Source organism: Halopenitus salinus, assembly GCF_042662125.1.
In the GTDB taxonomy this organism is placed as follows: domain Archaea; phylum Halobacteriota; class Halobacteria; order Halobacteriales; family Haloferacaceae; genus Halopenitus; species Halopenitus salinus.
Map to the genome: position 1 here is coordinate 1 of NZ_JBHSXL010000005.1, position 20,000 is coordinate 20,000.

Here is a 20,000-nt window from a genome sequence, read left to right on the forward strand (position 1 = left end):
AGTGCCGAAGAGCTCCACTGAAAGGGTGTCATATCCGGTGTGGACACCCTCCATAAACACGTCCGTCACCCAATCGACGACGTCCTTGGCGCCCTCCAGAACCACGTCGATTAAATCGACCATGTCGCAAGCCCTCCAGTTGATGTAACCGAAGCGTGACGGAGATATCTCCGTGAGACGACGCAGATCGACTGCGACACGCTACTAGAGAGCGCTGCACAGTCCGTTTCGTCTGGTGATAGGTTTGTACTAGCCATGGATCACCGGTTGTGCAGTCCAAATTGGCGCAATACCCGATGGCCAGCATAGAACATGACGACAAACGGGAGTAGTTGCCACATGACCTCGATGAGAAACGCAACGATCCCATCAACGGAGGCAAGTGGATGAAACCGCAGGGTCGTCGTCTCGCCCACGTATGCGGGCTCGTGAGTGAGCCACGACCCAGGGTGATACCGAATCGTGTGGATTCCGGGATCCGCAACAGTAACGACGACGAGTCCGGATTCGTTCGTTTTGACTCGCCGATCGCCGACTGCGACATATCCACTTCGATCGGAGCCACGACCAGCACCGGATCGAGACGTCTCGTGAAGCGCGATCGGCGAACCGGATGGGCGCTCAGTAAGTTCGATCTGGACCGTCATCGCCGTCGCATTATGACGAAGCGTCGTGACGGAGAGATCGCTCTGCCGGAGCTCCCGATCAGTGTCAAAGTCACGTCTCGGAATGATCGTGGATTCCCCACGAACCAGCCCACGGATTTCGACATGGTCCAGGTCGGAACTGGCCGTTCGAGTCGCGATACTCGTTGAATCCGTGTAGACGCCGTCGACGGCATCGACGGTAACGTTGGGACCGATTGTGTTCGGAGAGCCTCTATCGATACCCCACGTATCGATGATCGTCGGTCCATCTCGAACTGGTTCACTCCGTGGGCCGATCGCGGACGGATATGCATGCACGTAGACGGGAAGTGCATCCGACGGGACCTCCTCAGTCTGTGACGCCGTCGATCGAACAAGCGTATCCCAGTCCGTATCGCGAGCAGTATAGTACCGCCAGACGCCACGCACGTGGCCGGCTGTTCCGGAGAAATGAACGCCGTGCCATGGCTGGGTCTGGGTGATGACGGCGCCGGAATCCCCATTTGGATAGTGCGCAGATCGAACAGATGGATCGAGCGTGTACACCTCCACATCGACGGAATCCGAAACGTGGACGGTTTCAGCGTGATAGCTGAACTCGTACTCGTGTAAGGAGCCTTCCGTATCGACGACGGTTTTTCGCAACCGTGTGCGAATTTCGGCGTCGATCGTCAGCGTGCTCGGACCACTCCCGTCGAGATCATAGTCGATCGACGGCGTGTGGGTTCCATCGGCGGATGCGACAGTTTCGCCGTCCAGTTTCACGCTAACTCGCTCGATATCGTGTGACAGGAGCGTCCAGTAAACGAGCGTATCGCCCCACGAACGCGTTCTGGGGACGTCGATCCGATAATCAACAAATCCACGGAGGGTTCCCGCAGGAGCGATATAGAGGGGCGCTCGTCGTGCTTCCAGGTGGCCACGCGTGGACGGATGGACACCAAAGATCGTCGCATGGGCGTCCTTGATGTACGACCCATCCTCTCGGGAGGCCGATGGCGGATAGACTGACAGATCGATGTCGCCAGCCTCGAGATCGTCGAAGTCATGTTCACTCCACGTTGCCGCTGTACGAGGCGGTTCCTTGAACGTGATGTCTGTACCACTTGCGAGTTGCTCTAGGGAAGTTCCCCCATCTTGATCCTCATCAGAATCACGAGACCAGAGGGTTGAGACCTCATCCCCAGTCAGTCCGTTACGCTCGGACCCAGAGCCGGGAGGTTTCGCAAGCACGACTCCCGAGAGAACAGTCGCAACGAGGACGCTCGCCAGAATAATCGAAAGGGTTGACCGGGACATGACGATTGTGTGTCGTCGATCGTTCACCACGGAACGAGGTTGACGCACTCGGCAAGCGGGAGCCCCATCATCGAACCGGCGACAGTGTACAGCGGCCCTAACGCCAGCAGAACGACGACGGATTTGATCGCAGATCGTTTGTGGCGTTCGAGTCGTTTTTTGTGGTCAGCGTCCAGCGTGAACATCTCAATGAGCGCGTCTGCCTGCCACACGATCGCTAACCCGATGATGCCAAGACCGGTTGTGAGCTGAAAGAATCCCTCGATCATGTCGGGGAGACGTTCAGCGTTGCATACTGCAGTCTCTTGTGCAGCAACCGGTTGGACCGCAACGATACTCAACAGCACACTCACCATGAGTACCTGACGCCCAATGCTAGACCACGGGCTAGCGTGTTCGTGGGGCGACTCCGTCGTGGAGTCCGATTCATCGTCAGTATTCGCGGAATTTTGAGTCATATGCTTACGGTTGATTGCTCGATACGAGAGATCTTGTCACAGACAAATGTGAGCAGCGACGTACCAGATGATCCGAATGTCCACATTCCACTCGGGATCGGTGTCTACGATCGGAATTGTAACGCTACACCAAGACCCAGATTAAACTCGATGGGTGGATCGACGACATATGGACCTGAAGGGGACCGTCGATTATCTCGCCGAAGAACTCGATCTGGAACGGAGCGACTACGTCCGTGAAGTCGGTCAGTCCGTGGCTGATCTCCGGGAGTGAACTACCCTACTCGCTCACGGCTGACGCCGTTCGCTCCTTGAGGGTAGGGCTTCCTGATCGACGCGCTTTGATGAGTGTACCGCTAAGCTAGTAGGGCAGGATAATTTACTGTTCCCCACTCTCTTCCCACTCCGGACGTGGCGTCGGGGACGGGAGTTCGTCAACCAGAGTTCGAAGTTCGTCCTCTGTCGTCCACGGGAAGCACCGTTCGTGGAGTTCGAATTTACGGAATTTGTTGAGATGGACCCAGCTGTACGTTGCTGGCTCTTTGCCCTCATTTGTCCGGCCGTCGATCATATCCCACACCTCTTGTTCGTCGATGTCGAGACCGCTTTCTTGGGCGCGATCAACGAGCGACTCGACTTTTGCTTGGACTTCATCCTCCGACAAATCGTCTGCGAACGCAATCTCGAGGGCGGCCTGAATGACGTGCTGTGTCGAGTCAAGATTTGCGTCAGTCACCCACGCGTAATCACGCGGGAACACGTACGACTTGTCGAAATACGGTGGGTCATCGATTTCGCCCAATTCAGGCGCCTCTCCACCACTCTCCTTCTCGAAGACACCGACGATGTAGTCGCTGTATGATGCGAGCAACGAAAACATGATATCGAACGTATTGAGCCGGTCAGTCGGGAGTTCGAGGAGATCACCCATGATGAACGGATAGGCACCGAGCTGCTTCGTGAGTTCGTTCTGGACGGCGCGAAGCCGGCGGATATAGGGGTCGCGATAGCTCCCGAGGATGAAATACGATGTCCGCTGACTCCAGAGATACGGCAATTCACGCTGGGTGAACCGCCAGATTTCCCGTTTCTCTGCAGGCTCAAGTTCGATGCCCCCGACGGCCTCGTGAACAACGGCCATAATCTCCCCAGCGTCCGGCGGCGAGCTTGGGTCGGTCATTAACTGCTGATTCAAACCACACCACCTTATCCCTTCTGAATCACTTTGGTCTTTTCTAAATTAACCAACTTGGATAACCCTAACTGTTATAACGGCCTCCCTCGTACCATCACGTATGAGCGAAACCGACACTGGTGCGGCCGATGCAGGGCCGTTCGCGGAACAGCAGCGGCTGTTCAAGCTGCTGTCCCAGGATACGCGCCATCTCATCATCCAGGAGTTGCTGGGCCACCCCACCCATCTGATGTCGCTCGCCGAACTCGAGTACATGACCGGGAAGAGCCAAGCAGCTATCAAAGACCAGCTGGAGACGTTGATCGACGCCGGGCTCCTCGCACGCTACACGTACGAACCAAGCGAGGGAAAACGTGATCTCCCCGCCCAGTTCTACGGATTCACGGAGCGGGGCGTCGAGGTCCTCCACGACTACAAGTATCTCCGTGGGCTTCCGGTCGCACGCGCCCTCTACGAGAACACGCGCAAGACCGAGAAAATCGAGCGCCACGAATCGGCCCCTCGCCCGGAGCTTCCGGATGTCGTCGCGGAACCCCTCGAGTTCGACGAGCCCGATCTCGACACCGTCGATGGTGGCACAAACTCGTAGTTCGTCGTCGAACAGCACCGTTCTCGACGCTGCCGAGAAAATATGCCGACTTCGTACCTTGATCAGGACTCCGTCGGCTCCAGCATGGCTGGCTCGACGTTGATTCGGAGGCGATACGTGCTGTCGGTCGATCCGGTGTCGGGCCGCGTCGGGTCCAATGAGGAATATCCACTCGTGAACGACGCGACGAGTTCCTCGCGGGCGGGGAGGTCGATGCCGAGCTGGTCGGCGAGGTAGACGATCCGCTTGGTCGCAGCACCGTTGTCGAGGCGTTCGAGGTACGCGCCGACAGTGACCCAGTCGCACCCCCGTTCGTCGGCGGTGCGCATCGCGGTTGCGAGTTCTCGAAGTCTAGATAGCGATCACGTATCGATTGGTGTGGTTTGTCCACTCGTATTTTAACTTCAAGGCCAGTAGTCCCCCCCCATCTCCCGCTTGCACATGAACTAACTCATTCGAACATGTTATACTTCATGAGCACGTAGATGGGAGTAGCAACGGGGGTTCCTATGAGCAGTATCGACACCAAGCACGTGCAAACTGAACTGAACGAGGACGAATACGAACGCTTCCGCGAGTTTGCGAGAGAACACGGCCTCTCGCTTAAAGAAGCCAGCCACGAGGCGCTCATCGAGTGGATCGAACGCCAGCAGCAAGCGGATCCTAACGACCCAGCGTTCACCGTCCTCGACGACCTCGAGGACGAATCTCTTCCAGCGTCAGCGGCGACGGATGCTCGCGAGGAAGACGATCTCGTCGAGGAGTGGCACGGCAGCGACGAATCGTTTACGCTCGCCGACGACCCGTCCGCGCAATCCTGAACTCGGATGGCTGAACCAGTTGACACCCCGATCGGCACGGTCACAGCCGAGCATTTTCGCCCAGGGCACATCCGCGATCAGGTCGTCGTCGGCCCGAAGTTCCTGTACGCATTGTTCAACCCACAGGATCAGATGCACGCAGTCTCGCGGGCGTTCATGGCGTTCGTCCGCGACGGTGACCTCCCCTATCGTCGCCTCATCGTCAACGATCACATCGTCGACGAGGCCGCAACCCGGCTGAAAAAACAGGCGTCGATACGGAACGCCGCGTCGTTCCTGACGACGCTGGACGAGAGCATGCTCTATCAGCTCGAATCCGTCCCCGAGGACGTTTTCGATGACGCGAAAGCCACGTTCGTCGAGTGGACGGATCTGGATGCGTCACTCACCGATTTTACTGTTGCCGCGCATATGGAGGCCTTAGAAGTCGACCACATCCTCACCTACGACCGACACTACGATGCCTTCGACGTGACAACGCTCCCATATCGCAATCAGGACTAGAGGTGCCAAGCATATCCGAATTCTCACGAGACGGCGTCCAGACGTGGACTGAGTCGATTAGCGCCCGCGACCGCATTCGAGCGGTCGCCGAGACGCTTCGCGAACCGTGGTCGGTCAACTGGATCAGCGAGCAGGCCGACGCCGCTTGAGCACGACCAACGAAGAACTCCAAGATCTTGTCGACCAAGGGCAGCTGCGTCGCGTCGAGGCCGGCGAGACGACGCGCTATCAGCCGGACTACACGCGTCTGCTCTTCGAGGAAATCTGCACACTCATCGAGGTGAACACGCGCGAGGAGCTTTGCCACGAATTGGCCGCAATCACCGAGGAGATCGAGGTGTGGCAGGCGACCTACGACGTCGAGACGTGGGAGGATCTCGAACAGTCGCTCGCCGACGGTGATCTCGCAAGTGCCGAGCCCCGCGAGCGCCGCGACGTGATTACACGTTGGGAGGAGAATTTTGAAGACCGACGGTTCATCAAGCACGCGTTGACGCTCTACTCCGACGTCGAAGCCGCTCGCGAACAGCGGATCAGCGTGGCTGATCGCGTCACAAACTAATTTTCGCGATCGTCGAACGTGCGGGCGTCATCGAGGGCGACACAGCTATTCGTCGGACTGCTCATCCGCCTTTTCCCGGAGATCGACTGCTGCCTTCTCGAAGTGTTCCGCGAGGAACGGCGTTCCCGACATTGCCGCCTCGTTGAGGAATGCGATGGCGTCAGTGACGGCATCAGCGTCGCGTTCCGTAGCCGCGACACAGTCGACATACCCGTCGAGTGCCCGACTGAACGCACTCGAGAAGTGGTCATATGCGCCGTCAACGCGCTCCATGTTGTCGTCGAGCGATTCGACGAGTGCCCGGTAGACCGTCGCCGCCGACGCATACCGCCCCTGCTCGCGGTACTCGTTCGCGAGATCGAACCACTGCGTGAAGTCGATCGGCTCGAAAACGACGTGGTACTCTGGGTTCGTCTCCTCAAACTGCCGGTCGATCGCGGTGCGAAGCTCGTCGACCGACTGTCTCGTCGGCTCGCCGACGCGGGCGAGAAACCGATCACGGAGATCCGTATTGATCGCGAGTTCATCACGCAGGAACGCGTGGAGCTCGTCTGCGTCGGTACCGTCGAGTGCGGCGTCGAGTCGATCGCCTTCGTCTGGCGGTGAGTCGTCAACACACCGAAGCAACACGGCGACGACGTGCTTGCACGCTCCCGGCCCATCGTACGGACAATCGCACCACGGGGTAAATCCGTCGGTAGCAAGATCAACACGAACATCGTACTGACGGCTGCCACTCACCGCGGCGGTTACGGCGCTGTCGACGTGGTGAATCTCGTGGATGCGACCCTCGTCACGGTATCGTTCGCCACGTTCGAAGACCGCGTCCGTGCAGATGTCCCGAACTGCGTCCTCGGTTACATCCATTCTCACGGTGGGTTTGACGCACTATTCAGCCGATCCAGTGTATCATCCTCGTACGCCGCTCGCCACATTGCATGGACGGCACGCGTCACGAGTGACACCTCGGTCACGTCGATACAGGACGATTCGGCGTCCGTCGTCGCGGCGTCGGGCGGCGGGTGGAAATGGATCTCGGGAGAGTGTGTATTCGGGTGGCGATCGAAGCGCCAATTGACATCGTCGCTATCGACGTAGTGGAACGAATACATCCCCAGTTCGCTCCACTGGATATCGAGGCGAGCACTCTCGGCGTGGCCGAGTCCATCGCTGAGACTGATCTGCAGTTCCGTGGGGGCGACGACGTCGTCGTACGCGGTGGCGTCGACGAGCGGTTCGAGTTCGAGCCACAGGTCACGATCCGCTGGAGCGCCGGCAGATAGATCGGCCCGAACTCGCCGGCGCGGTCATTACCGTTCATACCGCGAGCTGGTGGCTAGCCTCGTCGTAGGCGAGTGCGGCTTGGGCAACGGCGAGATTCTGTCGCGTCGTCCTCCACGCGGTGAGGTCGTCCCAGCCTTCCGTCTCGTCGGCGTCGAGTTGCTGGGCGAGTTCCTCAGGAGACACCACATCGTAGCGGTCCTCGTAGCGCCGGATCTCGCCCTTCATGTCCTGGATGCTGTCGAGCAACTCCGGTCGATCGACTTCCTCACGCAGCTCACGGATCCGGGACATCAACACCCGGTCGCTGTTTCGCTTGTACAGCGTTGTTTGGCCGTCCTGTTCCGTCTCGGCGAACCTGGTGTTTACCAGCGTCTTGCAGTGTCGACGTGCCGTCGGCTCGCTCACGAGGGCGCGATCGGCGATCTCGGCTGCCGATTGCCCGTCGTGGGTCTGTTCGACGATTTCGTACACACGCTCGAACGGTGTGGTGTCGTCTTTCCAGTCCTCTTTGACCTGCTCGTTGACGTCATCCCACGTCTTGGTCATACTGGGTGCTACGCAATCAAGAAACAAATAGTTTCCTGAGAAAATTATTAATGGCAGTGCTTGTAGATGAGCGTTGTCAGGCTACCTGCTCCTCTAACGTCTCGTGGTGGATCCGGACCGTCTTTGGCGTGACGTTCACTGTCTCCGCGACGTCGGTCACCCACTGCCCCTGTTCCTGTCCCGCTTTGTATAGGCAGGCCGCTGCGAACCCCGGCCGGATGGACGCCCGTCGTGACGCCGCGCACGCTGTCGCGCGCTGCACGCCTTCCGGCGCGGACAAACACTCCACGCGATACCGTGACCTTTTACCTGAATTGAGGCGCAAAGGCCCCTTCTTCAACGAACGAGCGGAGCGAGCGAGTAGGGAGGATACAGCGCCGCACGGTTCTCAAACACGTTCGACGCTCGGCCCACAGGCCCACGCAACCGCAACTGTTTAGTACGCATTTTGCATAACTTATGGAGTGGCAACGCGCAAGACCATCTCTATCCGTGACGACCAAGAGGAGTGGATTCAGGAGAACCACCTGAGTCTGTCCTCGTTCGTCCAAGAGCAACTTGACGAACTCATCGAAGAACGCTCGTAGATGAACTACAACTACAGGTATCGGCTCCGACCGTCCGACGCGCTCACAGATCGGTTAGCGTGGACTGTCGATACCTGTAGACAGGTCTACAACCACTTCCTCCATCGACTCAACCGCACCGACGATACCTCGGCGTACTCCGAGCAGAAACTCCTGCCGAGTCTCAAGAAGTGGTGGAGCGACCTGAAAGACGTCCACTCGAAGGTTCTTCAGAAAACCGTTCAGCGGTTGTACGACAACCTTTCGACGCTCCGGGGTCGCAAAGAGAACGGCTACCGCGTCGGGACGCTCAAGTGGAAGGCACCGGACGAGTACCGTAGTTTCACCTACAGTCAATCCGGCTTCAAGCTTAAGAACACGAGTGGTCGGACTCGGCTGTGGCTCTCGAAACTCGGTGACATACCCATCACCTTCTACCGCGACCTCCCCGACGACGCCGAAATCAAGACCGTCACGGTCAAACGCGAACCCACCGGCAAGTGGTACGCTATCCTCGGCGTTGAAACCCCGGACGACCCGCCTGCGAAGCCCGAGAATCCCGAGAAGTGCGTCGGTATCGACGTGGGGATTCTCAAGTACGCTCACGACACAGACGGAACCGCAGTCGAATCCCTCGACTTGTCCGACGAACGCGAGCGACTTGAACGCGCCCAACGCAACCTCGCGCGGAAACAGCACGGTTCCGCAAATTGGGAGAAACAGCGGAAGGTCGTGGCTGAACGTCACACCGACCTCAAGCGAAAGCGCCGCGACTTCCTCCACAAACTCTCGAACTACTACGCGAGAGAGTACGACTTCGTAGCGGTCGAGGACTTGGACGCGAAGGGGTTGGTCGAACTTCCGGGCAACTCTCGGAACCGGGCAGGAGCGGCGTGGGGGACGTTCCTTCGGATGCTCGAATACAAGTGCGAGCGCGAAGGAACGCACTTCGTCGCCGTGAATCCGTACGGAACGACCAAAGAGTGCGCCCCCTGCGGCGTTTCGACCGAGAAAGCGCTGTGGGTCCGTGAACACTCGTGTCCGGCGTGTGGGTTTGAAGCGGATAGAGACGCGAACGCGGCATGGAACATTCTTTCTCGCGGTATCACAAAGCGGTTAGGAGCGGGACGCTCCGAATCAACGCCTGTGGAGATTGCCCTCCCTGTGGATACGCCTGTATCTGCAAAGCGCGTCGTGGAAGCAGGAAGCCCCATCACCAGAAGTCAAAGACTTCTGGTTAGCAGTCAGAACTCTCCGAGTTCTGACGACACCCTCAAGCGCGAGCCGTCAGGCGAGCGGTAGGGTGGGGTAGTTCACTTGCTCCAGAGGGTCGTGATCCGGTCTTCGATCTCGTCGAGGACGAGCGCAACGACGTCACGATGGTCGTCCGGCCACGATGCGTCCTCGCCGGGCGTCGGGGCGGTGGGCGGGGGATGGAAGTGGTCCCGTGTATTGTGCGGATTCGGGTGCCGGTCCCACCGGCACTCCCAGGTGTGGTCTACCTGCTGCTCTCGATAGTGGAATTTGAAGTCGTCGTTCATGTACCAACGGACCGTCAACTGTGCCTCCTCGACGACTGCCGGGTAATACGACGAGGCAAAGACGACGTGGAGTTCCAGATGACCGCTTGTATCCGTGACGGTCGCTCGGGAGACCTGCCTCGTCGCTTGGAGCCGCGTCTGGAGGAACTTGAGGATTGGACGGTCGATGGGGGCAGGGCTCCCACCATCGCCTGTCGGTGGCACCATCGAGCGGGCTACCCGGATGCCTGTTCGCGCTCGCCACCCGTGCGTTGCTGGCGCGCGCGTTCGTAGCGGTCACGCTCCTCGCGGGCGGTCGCCCAGTCGCCGAGGTCGCTGTACACGTTGTCGATGGTCCGCTCGTCGCTGCCCTCCGCGGCGGCGACGGCGTCGACGGCGGCCGGTGACGCGGCGTCGTACGCCTCTTCATACTCGGTGATGCGCGTCGTCAGCTCACGAGCGCGTTCTTGAAGCTCTCCGACGGAATGGTCGGCTGCGAGTTGGTTGATGCGTCGCCACTCAAAATACGCGTCATTCCGTTCGTAGGTGGTCGGATGGCCATCGTGCCGGGTGACGATCCCCAAATCGTCGAACCAGCCAAGGTACTTCCGGGCGGTCTTGGGGTCGCAGTCGGCGATGTCGGCGATCGCGCTCGCCGTCGTCGGCGCGCGGGTCTGCAGGATGGCGCCGTAGATACGTTGTTCGACGTCGTCGCTGCTGAACGCGTCCTCAAAGGGGGGCGGCCCATCCGCGGTGTCTGGCTTGGACATACGCAGATTTTGGCAAGCTGCGGATTTAGTTCTTGTGACTGTGAATAGTTTCCCGTATTAGGAACTCGAGTTGGAGGTTGGAGGTTGTGTTAACCAACAAACGCGCAATTTTGCGTCCGTACTGTTGGTTAAACCCCTCGACAACACTGGTGTAACCGCGACTTCGGGAGGGCATCCATTCGGTCAGACTACTAGGCGAACCTGTGAGTCTCTGAGGATTTCAACAGAGCCCGTGAAGTGTAGAGCTAACCACACAGATATGTAGCGAGTTCTTTGGGGATAGTTTCGATCAACTGGCTGCTACATTGGCAGGTACTCTATGATCTCTTCTGCCGTTCGACTAATCCGTCCGAGGCGCTCGCGAACGACTTCTGGATCGTCCGACTCCCACGCCGCGAGGTAGAACGCCGACCCACTGGTGTCGAGCCCGCAGTACCGCCCGACCACGTACGCGACGGCTTCAGCCTCAATCTCGCGTTTCGATCGCTCGGTATCGTCGTCGACGTCGAAATGAAGCAAGGCGTGCGCGTATTCATGTATCAATGTTCCTGCAACGCCCGCCTGGTTCGGTCGATCGAGAACCTCGACGAGCGGCTGTGCATCGTAGAGTGACAATTTCTCACAGACGCCTTTCGCATCTCCATGGGGCCAGTCCGTTTTGGGGACGATCCGTACGGTGAGGTCCAGCTCGGTAGCGGCGTCAAGTAGCGCTGGCACGAGTTCGTCGGCGTCACCAGTCGCGGCCGTTTGCAACTCTGGAAGTGGATCGCCCTCCGTCTGAGAGATGTCAAACACGGCCGCAGGTCGGAACCCGACTAGGCCTTTCGACCACTCGTCAGCTGACGTCTCGTCGTAGTTGCAGTCGGTGTTCTCGTGGTAGCTCGGCGAGTTTCCACACTCCGGACACTGCTTCGTGATGATCGGCGCCCAGATCCAGATCGCTCGTTCGCCCTCCTTGACGTGGCGGTCGAACTCCTCCTGCCAGGTCCGATAGCCGGCGACGCGGGTCGCCCCGGGACACTGGCGCTTGATGAGGAGCGTGTTTCTGTAGGAGTAGTCATGGAAGCGACTCTGGACGTCGAGCCACGATCGAAACTCCGCACTAGCCCGTGCGTCGTTGACGCCGTCGACCAAGTCGTCGATCCAGGAATCGATCGTGCTGTGCATCTCGTCGCGTCGTGCGTCGGTCTCGGTGAACGAAACCGACGAGTTGCTGGTCGTAGCCATCGTAGTCACAACGAATTCACGGCGGGTATGGCAGTTCACCACGCGCGCACCCCCTGGGGCGCACGAAAAACTCTCTGCGGTCGCTCAAGACGTCATCCCGTCGGGTCGCCCGAAACCCCAGCTCCACGGAGAACTCGATCGACATGTTCGGCTCACAGTCGTCGACGAGCGATGGACCAAAGGTTCAACCCAACCAAGAAACGGTCGACGCGAATCAGTCACCATGACGACCTACCGATTCCGGTTCAAGCACGACCCCGAGCCGACCGAGTTGTGGCGTGACGTCGTCGTCGGTCTCGATCGAACCGTCGACGAACTCCAAACCGTGCTCAACGACGCGGTCGGACTGGACCACGAACACCTCTGGTTCATCGGAGCTGACGAAACGTACTGGGACAGCACCGTACAGTACAAGCGACCGACGGAGATCGAGGAGTCGATCGGAACCAGCACGGAGTACGACGCCTCCGAAACGACCATCGGGGAGATGGCCGACCAACTGGACCTCGAGGTGGGCGACCGGATCTGCTACCTGTACGACTACGGCGATGAATGGCGATTCTACGGGATCCTGAAGTCGATCGACGAGGATGAAGCGGGCGACATCCACCCGCAAATCGTGAACGAAACGGGGGCGCCCGTCGATCAGTACGTGCCGCCCGAGACTGACGAATCGTCGCGAACCACGTGACGTCGATTGAATGCTCCAGTGGGGTCCGTCGATATGGATCGCTTCTTACCAAACATTGTCAAAAGAGTAAGGTCGATCGTTTGGTAAGAGCTGGGTCGTCCGAGCCGATTGATTGTACGAGACTGATCGATCCTGAAAGTGTAATCAGTAAGCCGTTATATTCGCTTCACTATCGCTTCAAGAGTACGGGTTGAAGACAGGAAGGAGTTGATCAGGGTCCTCACGCTCTATGTTGGCAAGGAAATGCTGAGTTTTGTGTATCAATTCCTCTCGAGTTTCGAATTCAATGGTGTCAACATCGTAGGTAGATGGAATTTCATCAACGCTGGCGCTGCTGAACCCTTCCGTCTTGAAAATTCGAAATCGTTCTCGGGGTTTACGAATCGGCTCAGGATTCCCTCTTCGGAGGTGAAACTCCCCGAGGATGGCCCCGACCTCCGAGCCAACACCGGTTGTCAGACCAGCTTCTGAAAAGATGAACAGGACGGCATCACTGACTGCTGCGAAAGCTACTGATTGGTCGAGAACGGACATCGATCCCTCATCGTCGTCCGCTTCTGTGTCAGTCGGGATCCCAATATCCGTCGCAAGGAACGCATGAACTCCGAACTGGTCGCGTAAGGCGTGACAAAGATCTTCGAGAGCTACTTCGAAGCTTCCGCGCCCATCAGAAGCAAGATGGCACTCTGGTTTGAATAATGGGTCGTCAATGAAGGGCGATCGAAGTTGATCTCCATCTGAATAGACATAGGTAGCGTCAAATGCGGTGTACGGTCCCATCACGAAGATATAAAATTCGTCCTCAAGTTTTGATTCAGGTGGTTGAGGAGCGTCCTTCCGTATCCGTGAAAAAACGGATTCACCTTCGAAGGTAAATCCGTAGTCACGACGATTCATTGTCCCCGCTTGCACGGCAAAACCCGAATAGGTATCGCTCTAAGATACCGAGAGGACAGATAGATTAATGATCGTTAACCTAATCAGTGGGGACGACGTACGTATACTCATGATGACGGGGACTCCCGAGCCGGAACTCTTCGACGAACTTGATGACGGGAACGTGATCCAATACGTTGAACAGCGGCTATTCGGTGGAAAGATCGATTCTCTGGATGCACATATCGAACGAAAGAAGGCGCTCGCAGAGCCGACGCGATATAGCATCCTATACTTGCTGTACGAATACGGGGAGATATCCAGAAAGCGGCTCGTCGCAGAAACCGGTCGTGACAGTAATGACTTGCAGCATCATCTAAACGATCTCCTCGACACAAACCTCATCGCGAAGATTCCTGCTCCGGAGGATGCCGACGGACGGAAAACCTACTACCGGATTACGACTCTCGGAAAGCAGGAAATTGGCAGTGATATCGAGCATATCGTCGGCGGATACGCCCACGAAAACCGCTTCAATGTACTCGGAGATCCGGAATTGGTTGATGGAATGTCCGATGATGATAGACGAGCGCTCGTAGTTGGTGGCGAGGCGGAAACAGAGGCCCTGGATGATCGCCGTAGTGATCTCCGTGCACGGAGACTCGACTTCCAACGAGTAGTCAGTCAGGAGTGATCGAAGTAAATGACTACAAACATCGGATTGATATTCGATTTCGACGATACGCTCGCTCCAGACTCAACTACGCAACTACTGGAACAACACGGAATTTCTCCCGAGGAGTTCTGGTTTACGGAATTCCAATCCCGCGTGAGAGAAGGATACGACCCAACAGTTGCATATCTCTCATTACTGCTCGAGAAGGTCGGGGAGGATCAACCGCTTGGTGAACTCACCATAGAAGACCTTGAAGCGTTCGGTACAGATCTAACTGAGACTCTCTATCCGGGAGTTCCCGGGCTCTTCGACGATATCAATGCTATCGCAGACGAATACGAGGACATCACGATTGATTACTATATCCTATCAGAGGGTCTTGAACCGATAATTCAAGGCACCGAGATTGCAGAGAGGTGCGAGGCGGTGTATGCCTCCCAATTGGATGCGAATGCTGAAGGCATCATCCAACACATCCAACGGCCGATTTCATTCACCGATAAGACACGGTACCTCTACGAGATCAACAAAGGGATTACGCCAGCAGAAGCCAGAGAAAACCCGTATGAAGTCAACACCCAAGTAGCTCCTGAGGAACGACGAACTCCGTTTGAGAATATGATATATATCGGAGACGGAATTACGGATATTCCATGTTTCTCGCTCGTGAAGGATCGCGGTGGACGAGTCTTTGGTGTAATTGATAGTGACGATGAGGGTGCTGAGGGATCGGCGAAACAGCGTGCTATCAGAGATATTGGTTCACCGAGGAGAGCTGGGAATCTAAATAAACCGATGTATGGAGAAAGTGGTCGATTAGGCTCGCTGCTCCGATTAACGATCGAAGGAGTATGTACCGACCGAACGATCGATGAACTGGAGGCGCTGTGAGGGTGGTCGAGTCCAAAAACCTCACCTTAGGAAGCCAACGATAATGGAGGAACTCGAAGGTTAGCGGAGATGGATCCCAGACCACTCAACATAATTCCGGTGATAGTTGAACAAAGTGATTGTTCATCCAATCTCGTGCATGGTCGAGAGGGTCTACAGACAGCTGATGCCGAACAACCAGGGATCGCCGTCGACGCCCCCAGAACCTTGACATCCTCCCCGCGCTGAAGCGCGAGGATTCCCACGGCACCGTACCGCTGGGTTGGGATATTGTGGTTTACGACGTGACTTGTTCTTGAGGCGCAAACGCGCCAGTTTCCTTGTCAAACAAGAACGTCGATGGCTGTGCCAACCAGCCGTTACTCCTATTCACCGATAGATTCGGTGAACTCGGAGATACTTTCTGCCGAATGTTCTCAGCACCGTTCACATCTGCGTTCGCCACTGTACCGCACTCATCACAGACATACAGTCCGCGTTCAACACGGTTCGCATCACGCTTCCGACCACAGCACGAGCACGACTTCGAGGTATCCCGCTCAGATACCTGTTCAACCGTGATACCTTCCATCTCTGCCTTGTATTCGAGCAGGTCTGTAAACCGGTCGAACGCCCACGAGTGCAAGTCGAGGTTGCCGTGTTTGCCCCAGTCTTTCGATTTGCCGTTCTCTCCATCCTCACGGACGCCGGAGAGATCACCCACTACGATCGTTCCAACGTTCTCGTCAACACACCGCTGGACAATGTGTTTTGAGAGCGTGTGGAAGTAGTGGGTGCGGCGAGTTGACTTCTTCTGGTTCAGCCGGGTGGCCTGCTCGGAGTTCGAGCCGTCACACCGAGCGATTCGCTTGCTGAAGTAGTAGTCGTCCTGTTTCAAGCAATTGAGTGGGTACAACTCGCTGTGACCGTCCTCGTAGGCGAGTGCGGCGAAGTTGTTGATACCGAGGTCAACACCCACCGTCTTCTCACCGGGGGCTTCAACCACCTCGATTTCGACCTTACAGACGAAGCGAAGTTCCCACTCGTTGCCCGTCCATACAACCTGGACTTGTTGGACGTTCTCCACGGCGGAGAGGTCAACGTCGGGTCGAGTTTGGTACTTGCACAGTATGAAGTCCGACCAGTAGTCCTTGAGGGTCGATCCCTTTGAGAGTCGAACGCGGTCGTATTGGGTGTCGAGTTTGAAGCCGGCGGCTTTGAACGTCACCGTCGAACGCGGGTGTTCGTCACCGTGTTTGCGGTAACCGGGTGGGTTTGCTCTCGAGTCTCCGTTACGTCGTTTACCGTACCACCCGTTGAACGCTTCAGCGAGTTCTTGAAGGACTCGCTGACTTGACTGAGAATGGAGGTCATCATAGCGTTCGTGGTTCTTGAGGTACGTGGTGAGTTCGTTGTGGTTGGGAATGTGATCGATTTCATCCCAGATCCGACTGCACGTCCACCGTCCGACGTTCCAGAGCTTACTAGCCGCGAACCCGAGCGAATCAAGATCGTCTTGCACCCGAGACTGGTTCTGTATGGAAGCAGTGTAGGTGCGAGTAACGACCTGTTTCGCCATATGTAACCTATGTAGACAAACTTACTTGAAGGTATGCATTGGCGCAGCGTGGAATATCCAGCCGTGCCATCGAACGGCGGACTGTGAAGGGTGGTGTCGGATTCATCCTCGCGCTAAAGCGCGAGGCTTTCTCCTCGATTCTCCGTAACCTTCGCAACATGCTGGAGGCGGGCGTCGACGAGGAGGACATCGTCGACCACCTCGAGTTGGACGCGGTACGACACGCGCCGTTGTACCCGTTCCGCTACTACCAGGCGTACACCGCGATACAGGAGGCGGACGTTCACGCACCCGCAGTTGAGCAGTGGTTGGAGGCGGCAATCGACGTCAGCGTCGAAACGGTCCCCGAGGGGTTCGAGGACACCTTCGTCGCCGTTGACTTGTCCGGATCGATGGACGCACTATTGTCGCACCACAGCACGCTCCGGCTCAAGGAGATCGGCGCCCTGTTCGGTGCGATCCTCGCCGACCAGGGTGCCACCGTCGGCGGCTTCGGCGACGACTTCCGGACCGTGTCGATGCACGTCGACACGCCGGTGTTGCAACGCCAGGAAGCCGTACTCGCCATTGACGGCGATGTCGGGAACTCGACGAACGGCTGGAAGGCGATAGCGCAGCTTCGAGAGCGGAACGTCGCCGTCGACCGCATCGTCATCTTCACCGACATGCAGATCTGGGACAGCACGCCGTTCACGATGCGCGACGACCGAACCGTGAAGGAGGCGTTCGACGCCTACCGCGAGGAGGTCTCGCCGGACACCGCGCTGTATCTCGTCGATCTCGCGTCCTACGGCGATCTCGTCACTCCCGAGGGGTACGAGAACGTCTACAACGTATCCGGCTGGTCGGAGAACGTGCTCCCGTTCATCGAGCACGCCGAACGACCGATGCAGATCATCGATGAGATCGACGCCGTCGAACCAGCGTAGCTGCCCTCCCATCCCCCTTGAGCGCGAGTAGTGTAGCAGGCAACACGCGGTCCTGCCAGGACCGAGAGGGGCGTTCGAATCGTCCCTCGCGCACTTCGAGCGTCGCTCGTGGAACGGAATTCCTCGTGGCGCGCTCACACATTGGAGGCCTCAGAATGGCTATCAGCACACACACCGAACCCGTATCGACCTCAACCATGACCGTCACCGTCCGTATTCCGCACCGAACGGACAGCGACCTCGCCACCGCGGCCGAGGATCGATTGTTACGAAGTGAATACGTTGCGGACGCATCGATCGACGAACTCCACGGCCTCAACCCGCAGCTCTCGGCCACCGTGATCACCGTCGGCGTGACCATTCGATGGGCGAGGCGACCGCCCGACGACGTGGAGACGCGACTCACCGACGTTCCAGGCGTGGAGTCGATCGATACCGAGAGGTGAAGGGAATACGTACGAGCCGAAGTTCAACAGCGCGTCGATCGACGAGATGGACGACGCGTACAGCCTGCGGTTCCGGTACTGTATCGATCGCGGAGAACTCGAGGACAAACTCATCGAGTTCATCGAATCATCCGTCGTTCTGCTCTCCTAATACCGATCTCGACCGTGGTCGTCGTGTGGATCGAGAATCCCGAGCCGACGATCTCCTGTTCTCCTCGGTCAACTTCCCCTGCCTCAGTGATCGATCCCGCTCTATTCGCGGAGTGGCTACCGATCAGCCGTGACGGAGACACTCGTGTGACACCCGAGTCATATCGACGAGGTGCCGGTGGATGTCGTCGGCGAGCCCGTACATTGCCCCGGCCTGTTCCTTCGTTGCGATCCCAAGCCTGTAGTAGGTCTTCGTTCGGTTCCGGGTCCATAGCTCGGCGAGGTCGTCTCCAAACGCGTCGTCGTAGAGGCCGATCTCGGCCCCACGTTCGTAGAGCCGCCGGTGGCTACTGATGACCTCCTCGGGGGACATCGCTCCGTCGTAGATCAACCGGAACTGGATGGTGCGCTCGATGGCGACGAACGCCGACTCGATCACGACCGTGTAGTACCCTTGCTCGAGGAGGTTCGACCCGACCTCCAATAGTCGGCAGGCACGGCGAAGTTGGACCAATTCCGCGTCGTCGACATCCAACCCCTCCTCGATCGTGCCGGGGCTCCCCTCGAAGGTCCGCTCGGCTTTCACTAATTGGTCCCGGATATCGTCATTCATCGGCGTACACCTCGGTCCGGAGCTCGGAGAGTTGGTCGGAGCCGACCAACGTGATCCCGGCGTCGAACTGGGGCCGGAGCTGGTCGCCAATTCGGTGGACGCTGTCCGTTGATTCGACGAGCGGCTGGAACGTGTATCGATTCCCCTCGAACCGTTGGTCCTCGAGATCACTGACGATCGACTGGACGGTCCGACGGGCTGTCGTCTTGTCGTCGTCGACGATCACCAAGAGATCGATGTCGCTGGCCCTGTCCGCCTCCCCCCGAGCGACGCTTCCGAACAGGACGACTCCGACTAACTCGTCCACCTCGTCCCGGATTCGGTGCAGGAATGCCCGAATTGGCTGGTGAAACTCGCGCTGCGGGATCGAGAGGATCGGGTCCGGTTTCGTGAGCCGGTCACGGTTGATCCGGACCTGCTGGGTCCGTCCGTCTTGCGTCGTCTCGACGATGTCGAGCTCAGACAGCAGCCTGACCGCCTTGGAGATCGTTCCCGTATGTGCCCCCGTGATCGTCGCGAGTTCGCTCATCGAGTACGTCGCATACGGTTGGTCGATGAGCACGTCGAGGACGTCCTGCATCGCTTGGTAGCGGAAGACCCGCTCCTCTGGAAACGGATACTGTAACTCGATCGAGATCGAGTTCTTCCTATTAGGCATATAATTCCTATTAGGAAACTATCTGAAAACTCTGGCGGTGAATTGGTCCAAAGACGACGGTACCCACTCAGGCGATCCGGTACCACAGCTTACGGCGAGGAGGATGTCACAAGTACGAGATAGCCAATTCAGAAGGGAATCCAGTCGGCTCAATCGAGGGGGAATTCGCGCGATTTGACTTCGATCAGTACGAAATTTCACTAAGCGATACCAGCTCGATCCCAACAGAGCCGGTCGTGATCGCAGCGCTCGTGATCGATGCGATTTAAGCGAATTGAATCCTCGGCACAAACCTCGGTTCGGGACACGATCCCCTGAACGTAGATGTGGGCATAGGCGCTCCCCCACACGATAGAAAGTAATTCACTGATACTCGAGGACTTGACATCCTCTGTCCATGATGTACAATGGGTTAAATAAGGAATTCCTAAATAGCCTATATCAGATTAGCCTATTACAAAGTAGACTACTCGGAAGAATTATTCATCATGGCGATAGCGTAAGCGTATGGATCGCTTCGTGAA

General features: G+C 57.6%; 22 protein-coding genes, 1 tRNA gene and 5 pseudogenes (1 of these 28 running past the window's edge). 13 read left to right on the forward strand and 15 right to left on the reverse strand.

The window, feature by feature from the left end:
* Window positions 1–260 precede the first annotated feature (260 nt).
* The 3 genes from ACFQE9_RS05965 to ACFQE9_RS05975 all read right to left on the reverse strand — a co-directional run bounded on the left by ACFQE9_RS05965 (window position 261) and on the right by ACFQE9_RS05975 (window position 3,584).
* Complete coding sequence (locus tag ACFQE9_RS05965) at window positions 261–1,946, reverse strand: DUF8186 domain-containing protein (protein ID WP_379741822.1); 1,686 nt, start codon at window positions 1,944–1,946, stop codon at window positions 261–263.
* A gap of 23 nt (window positions 1,947–1,969) precedes the next feature.
* The gene (locus tag ACFQE9_RS05970; protein WP_379741825.1) at window positions 1,970–2,404 is read right to left on the reverse strand and encodes a hypothetical protein; all 435 of its coding nucleotides are present in this window, start codon (window positions 2,402–2,404) and stop codon (window positions 1,970–1,972) included.
* A 379-nt stretch (window positions 2,405–2,783) separates the two neighbouring features.
* A complete protein-coding gene (locus ACFQE9_RS05975; protein ID WP_379741828.1) occupies window positions 2,784–3,584 on the reverse strand; it encodes a DUF8170 family protein in 801 nt (266 codons plus the stop codon).
* Window positions 3,585–3,699: 115 nt separating this feature from the next.
* Between ACFQE9_RS05975 and ACFQE9_RS05980 the strand changes: the two genes are divergently transcribed.
* Window positions 3,700–4,188 carry an ArsR family transcriptional regulator gene (locus ACFQE9_RS05980; RefSeq protein ID WP_379741831.1) on the forward strand — a complete coding sequence of 163 codons (489 nt, stop codon included), beginning with the start codon at window positions 3,700–3,702 and terminating at the stop codon, window positions 4,186–4,188.
* A 62-nt stretch (window positions 4,189–4,250) separates the two neighbouring features.
* Here ACFQE9_RS05980 and ACFQE9_RS05985 read toward each other — a convergent pair.
* Window positions 4,251–4,538: pseudogene (locus tag ACFQE9_RS05985) on the reverse strand (type IV toxin-antitoxin system AbiEi family antitoxin domain-containing protein); the annotation flags it as partial.
* 159 nt (window positions 4,539–4,697) lie between these two features.
* Between ACFQE9_RS05985 and ACFQE9_RS05990 the strand changes: the two are divergent.
* The 3 genes and pseudogenes from ACFQE9_RS05990 (at window position 4,698) to ACFQE9_RS06000 (ending at window position 6,075) form a co-directional block, all read left to right on the forward strand.
* Window positions 4,698–5,009: a hypothetical protein gene (locus tag ACFQE9_RS05990; protein ID WP_379741834.1), complete on the forward strand. Its 312-nt coding sequence runs from the start codon at window positions 4,698–4,700 to the stop codon at window positions 5,007–5,009.
* Window positions 5,010–5,015: 6 nt separating this feature from the next.
* Window positions 5,016–5,513, forward strand: a complete 498-nt coding sequence (locus tag ACFQE9_RS05995) for a type II toxin-antitoxin system VapC family toxin (protein ID WP_379741837.1) — start codon at window positions 5,016–5,018, stop codon at window positions 5,511–5,513.
* An 11-nt stretch (window positions 5,514–5,524) separates the two neighbouring features.
* A pseudogene (locus ACFQE9_RS06000) lies at window positions 5,525–6,075 on the forward strand (DUF7342 family protein).
* Between the two features lie 45 nt (window positions 6,076–6,120).
* Here the strand turns inward: ACFQE9_RS06000 and ACFQE9_RS06005 are convergent.
* From ACFQE9_RS06005 to ACFQE9_RS06020, 4 genes and pseudogenes are all read right to left on the reverse strand, one after another.
* Window positions 6,121–6,942: an SWIM zinc finger family protein gene (locus ACFQE9_RS06005; RefSeq protein ID WP_379741839.1), complete on the reverse strand. Its 822-nt coding sequence runs from the start codon at window positions 6,940–6,942 to the stop codon at window positions 6,121–6,123.
* A gap of 2 nt (window positions 6,943–6,944) precedes the next feature.
* Window positions 6,945–7,396: pseudogene (locus ACFQE9_RS06010) on the reverse strand (toxin-antitoxin system TumE family protein).
* On the reverse strand, window positions 7,393–7,905 hold the full coding sequence (locus ACFQE9_RS06015; RefSeq protein WP_379741842.1) for a winged helix-turn-helix domain-containing protein: 513 nt from the start codon (window positions 7,903–7,905) through the stop codon (window positions 7,393–7,395). The pseudogene ACFQE9_RS06010 and the gene ACFQE9_RS06015 overlap by 4 nt, the downstream one beginning before the upstream one ends.
* 76 nt (window positions 7,906–7,981) lie before the next feature.
* A pseudogene (locus tag ACFQE9_RS06020) lies at window positions 7,982–8,180 on the reverse strand (transcription initiation factor IIB family protein); the annotation flags it as partial.
* Between the two features lie 189 nt (window positions 8,181–8,369).
* Here ACFQE9_RS06020 and ACFQE9_RS06025 point away from each other — a divergent pair.
* Both ACFQE9_RS06025 and ACFQE9_RS06030 read left to right on the forward strand, forming a co-directional pair.
* Window positions 8,370–8,492 carry a hypothetical protein gene (locus tag ACFQE9_RS06025; protein ID WP_379741845.1) on the forward strand — a complete coding sequence of 41 codons (123 nt, stop codon included), beginning with the start codon at window positions 8,370–8,372 and terminating at the stop codon, window positions 8,490–8,492.
* A complete protein-coding gene (locus ACFQE9_RS06030) occupies window positions 8,493–9,773 on the forward strand; it encodes an RNA-guided endonuclease InsQ/TnpB family protein (RefSeq protein ID WP_379741848.1) in 1,281 nt (426 codons plus the stop codon).
* Between the two features lie 11 nt (window positions 9,774–9,784).
* Here ACFQE9_RS06030 and ACFQE9_RS06035 read toward each other — a convergent pair whose 3' ends face one another.
* The 3 genes from ACFQE9_RS06035 to ACFQE9_RS06045 all read right to left on the reverse strand — a co-directional run bounded on the left by ACFQE9_RS06035 (window position 9,785) and on the right by ACFQE9_RS06045 (window position 11,988).
* Entirely contained in the window at window positions 9,785–10,219 is a 435-nt protein-coding gene (locus ACFQE9_RS06035; protein WP_379741851.1) for a toxin-antitoxin system TumE family protein, read from the reverse strand.
* Window positions 10,220–10,227: 8 nt separating this feature from the next.
* Entirely contained in the window at window positions 10,228–10,761 is a 534-nt protein-coding gene (locus ACFQE9_RS06040) for a DUF7342 family protein (protein WP_379741854.1), read from the reverse strand.
* A gap of 300 nt (window positions 10,762–11,061) precedes the next feature.
* Window positions 11,062–11,988: an ArdC-like ssDNA-binding domain-containing protein gene (locus ACFQE9_RS06045; protein ID WP_379741857.1), complete on the reverse strand. Its 927-nt coding sequence runs from the start codon at window positions 11,986–11,988 to the stop codon at window positions 11,062–11,064.
* Window positions 11,989–12,211: 223 nt separating this feature from the next.
* Here ACFQE9_RS06045 and ACFQE9_RS06050 point away from each other — a divergent pair, with 223 nt between their 5' ends.
* Window positions 12,212–12,679 carry an IS1096 element passenger TnpR family protein gene (locus tag ACFQE9_RS06050; protein ID WP_379741860.1) on the forward strand — a complete coding sequence of 156 codons (468 nt, stop codon included), beginning with the start codon at window positions 12,212–12,214 and terminating at the stop codon, window positions 12,677–12,679.
* A gap of 177 nt (window positions 12,680–12,856) precedes the next feature.
* Here the strand turns inward: ACFQE9_RS06050 and ACFQE9_RS06055 are convergent, their stop codons facing one another.
* Complete coding sequence (locus ACFQE9_RS06055) at window positions 12,857–13,576, reverse strand: DUF7509 family protein (RefSeq protein WP_379741863.1); 720 nt, start codon at window positions 13,574–13,576, stop codon at window positions 12,857–12,859.
* Window positions 13,577–13,643: 67 nt separating this feature from the next.
* Here ACFQE9_RS06055 and ACFQE9_RS06060 point away from each other — a divergent pair, with 67 nt between their 5' ends.
* Complete coding sequence (locus ACFQE9_RS06060; protein WP_379741866.1) at window positions 13,644–14,249, forward strand: winged helix-turn-helix domain-containing protein; 606 nt, start codon at window positions 13,644–13,646, stop codon at window positions 14,247–14,249.
* Window positions 14,250–14,258: 9 nt separating this feature from the next.
* Entirely contained in the window at window positions 14,259–15,122 is an 864-nt protein-coding gene (locus ACFQE9_RS06065) for an HAD family hydrolase (RefSeq protein ID WP_379741869.1), read from the forward strand.
* A 277-nt stretch (window positions 15,123–15,399) separates the two neighbouring features.
* Here ACFQE9_RS06065 and ACFQE9_RS06070 read toward each other — a convergent pair whose 3' ends face one another.
* Window positions 15,400–16,680, reverse strand: a complete 1,281-nt coding sequence (locus ACFQE9_RS06070) for an RNA-guided endonuclease InsQ/TnpB family protein (protein WP_379741872.1) — start codon at window positions 16,678–16,680, stop codon at window positions 15,400–15,402.
* Window positions 16,681–16,838: 158 nt separating this feature from the next.
* Between ACFQE9_RS06070 and ACFQE9_RS06075 the strand changes: the two genes are divergently transcribed.
* From ACFQE9_RS06075 to ACFQE9_RS06085, 3 genes are all read left to right on the forward strand, one after another.
* A complete protein-coding gene (locus tag ACFQE9_RS06075) occupies window positions 16,839–17,609 on the forward strand; it encodes a hypothetical protein (RefSeq protein ID WP_379741875.1) in 771 nt (256 codons plus the stop codon).
* 21 nt (window positions 17,610–17,630) lie between these two features.
* Window positions 17,631–17,702, forward strand: a tRNA-Gly gene (locus ACFQE9_RS06080).
* A gap of 32 nt (window positions 17,703–17,734) precedes the next feature.
* Window positions 17,735–18,055: a hypothetical protein gene (locus tag ACFQE9_RS06085; RefSeq protein WP_379741878.1), complete on the forward strand. Its 321-nt coding sequence runs from the start codon at window positions 17,735–17,737 to the stop codon at window positions 18,053–18,055.
* 274 nt (window positions 18,056–18,329) lie between these two features.
* On the opposite strand, the gene ACFQE9_RS06090 is transcribed toward ACFQE9_RS06085, so the two are convergent.
* A complete protein-coding gene (locus tag ACFQE9_RS06090; protein WP_379741881.1) occupies window positions 18,330–18,818 on the reverse strand; it encodes a hypothetical protein in 489 nt (162 codons plus the stop codon).
* Complete coding sequence (locus ACFQE9_RS06095; RefSeq protein ID WP_379741914.1) at window positions 18,811–19,398, reverse strand: nucleotidyltransferase domain-containing protein; 588 nt, start codon at window positions 19,396–19,398, stop codon at window positions 18,811–18,813. Before ACFQE9_RS06095 ends, ACFQE9_RS06090 begins: the two co-directional genes overlap by 8 nt.
* A 585-nt stretch (window positions 19,399–19,983) precedes the next feature.
* Here ACFQE9_RS06095 and ACFQE9_RS06100 point away from each other — a divergent pair.
* Window positions 19,984–20,000 (forward strand): annotated as a pseudogene (locus ACFQE9_RS06100) (ATP-binding protein); its annotated part runs 199 nt beyond the window's last position; the annotation flags it as partial.

Coding starts and splice junctions, on each gene's coding strand:
- ACFQE9_RS05980 (WP_379741831.1), top strand. CDS start 3,700: ATGAGCGAAACCGACACTGGTGCGGCCGATGCAGGGCCGTTCGCGGAA.
- ACFQE9_RS06035 (WP_379741851.1), bottom strand. CDS start 10,219: ATGGTGCCACCGACAGGCGATGGTGGGAGCCCTGCCCCCATCGACCGT.
- ACFQE9_RS06050 (WP_379741860.1), top strand. CDS start 12,212: ATGACGACCTACCGATTCCGGTTCAAGCACGACCCCGAGCCGACCGAG.
- ACFQE9_RS06040 (WP_379741854.1), bottom strand. CDS start 10,761: ATGTCCAAGCCAGACACCGCGGATGGGCCGCCCCCCTTTGAGGACGCG.
- ACFQE9_RS06095 (WP_379741914.1), bottom strand. CDS start 19,398: ATGCAGGACGTCCTCGACGTGCTCATCGACCAACCGTATGCGACGTAC.
- ACFQE9_RS05970 (WP_379741825.1), bottom strand. CDS start 2,404: ATGACTCAAAATTCCGCGAATACTGACGATGAATCGGACTCCACGACG.
- ACFQE9_RS06070 (WP_379741872.1), bottom strand. CDS start 16,680: ATGGCGAAACAGGTCGTTACTCGCACCTACACTGCTTCCATACAGAAC.
- ACFQE9_RS06005 (WP_379741839.1), bottom strand. CDS start 6,942: ATGGATGTAACCGAGGACGCAGTTCGGGACATCTGCACGGACGCGGTC.
- ACFQE9_RS06015 (WP_379741842.1), bottom strand. CDS start 7,905: ATGACCAAGACGTGGGATGACGTCAACGAGCAGGTCAAAGAGGACTGG.
- ACFQE9_RS06030 (WP_379741848.1), top strand. CDS start 8,493: ATGAACTACAACTACAGGTATCGGCTCCGACCGTCCGACGCGCTCACA.
- ACFQE9_RS06045 (WP_379741857.1), bottom strand. CDS start 11,988: ATGGCTACGACCAGCAACTCGTCGGTTTCGTTCACCGAGACCGACGCA.
- ACFQE9_RS05975 (WP_379741828.1), bottom strand. CDS start 3,584: ATGACCGACCCAAGCTCGCCGCCGGACGCTGGGGAGATTATGGCCGTT.
- ACFQE9_RS06065 (WP_379741869.1), top strand. CDS start 14,259: ATGACTACAAACATCGGATTGATATTCGATTTCGACGATACGCTCGCT.
- ACFQE9_RS06075 (WP_379741875.1), top strand. CDS start 16,839: ATGCTGGAGGCGGGCGTCGACGAGGAGGACATCGTCGACCACCTCGAG.
- ACFQE9_RS05990 (WP_379741834.1), top strand. CDS start 4,698: ATGAGCAGTATCGACACCAAGCACGTGCAAACTGAACTGAACGAGGAC.
- ACFQE9_RS06090 (WP_379741881.1), bottom strand. CDS start 18,818: ATGAATGACGATATCCGGGACCAATTAGTGAAAGCCGAGCGGACCTTC.
- ACFQE9_RS06060 (WP_379741866.1), top strand. CDS start 13,644: ATGATCGTTAACCTAATCAGTGGGGACGACGTACGTATACTCATGATG.
- ACFQE9_RS05965 (WP_379741822.1), bottom strand. CDS start 1,946: ATGTCCCGGTCAACCCTTTCGATTATTCTGGCGAGCGTCCTCGTTGCG.
- ACFQE9_RS05995 (WP_379741837.1), top strand. CDS start 5,016: ATGGCTGAACCAGTTGACACCCCGATCGGCACGGTCACAGCCGAGCAT.
- ACFQE9_RS06055 (WP_379741863.1), bottom strand. CDS start 13,576: ATGAATCGTCGTGACTACGGATTTACCTTCGAAGGTGAATCCGTTTTT.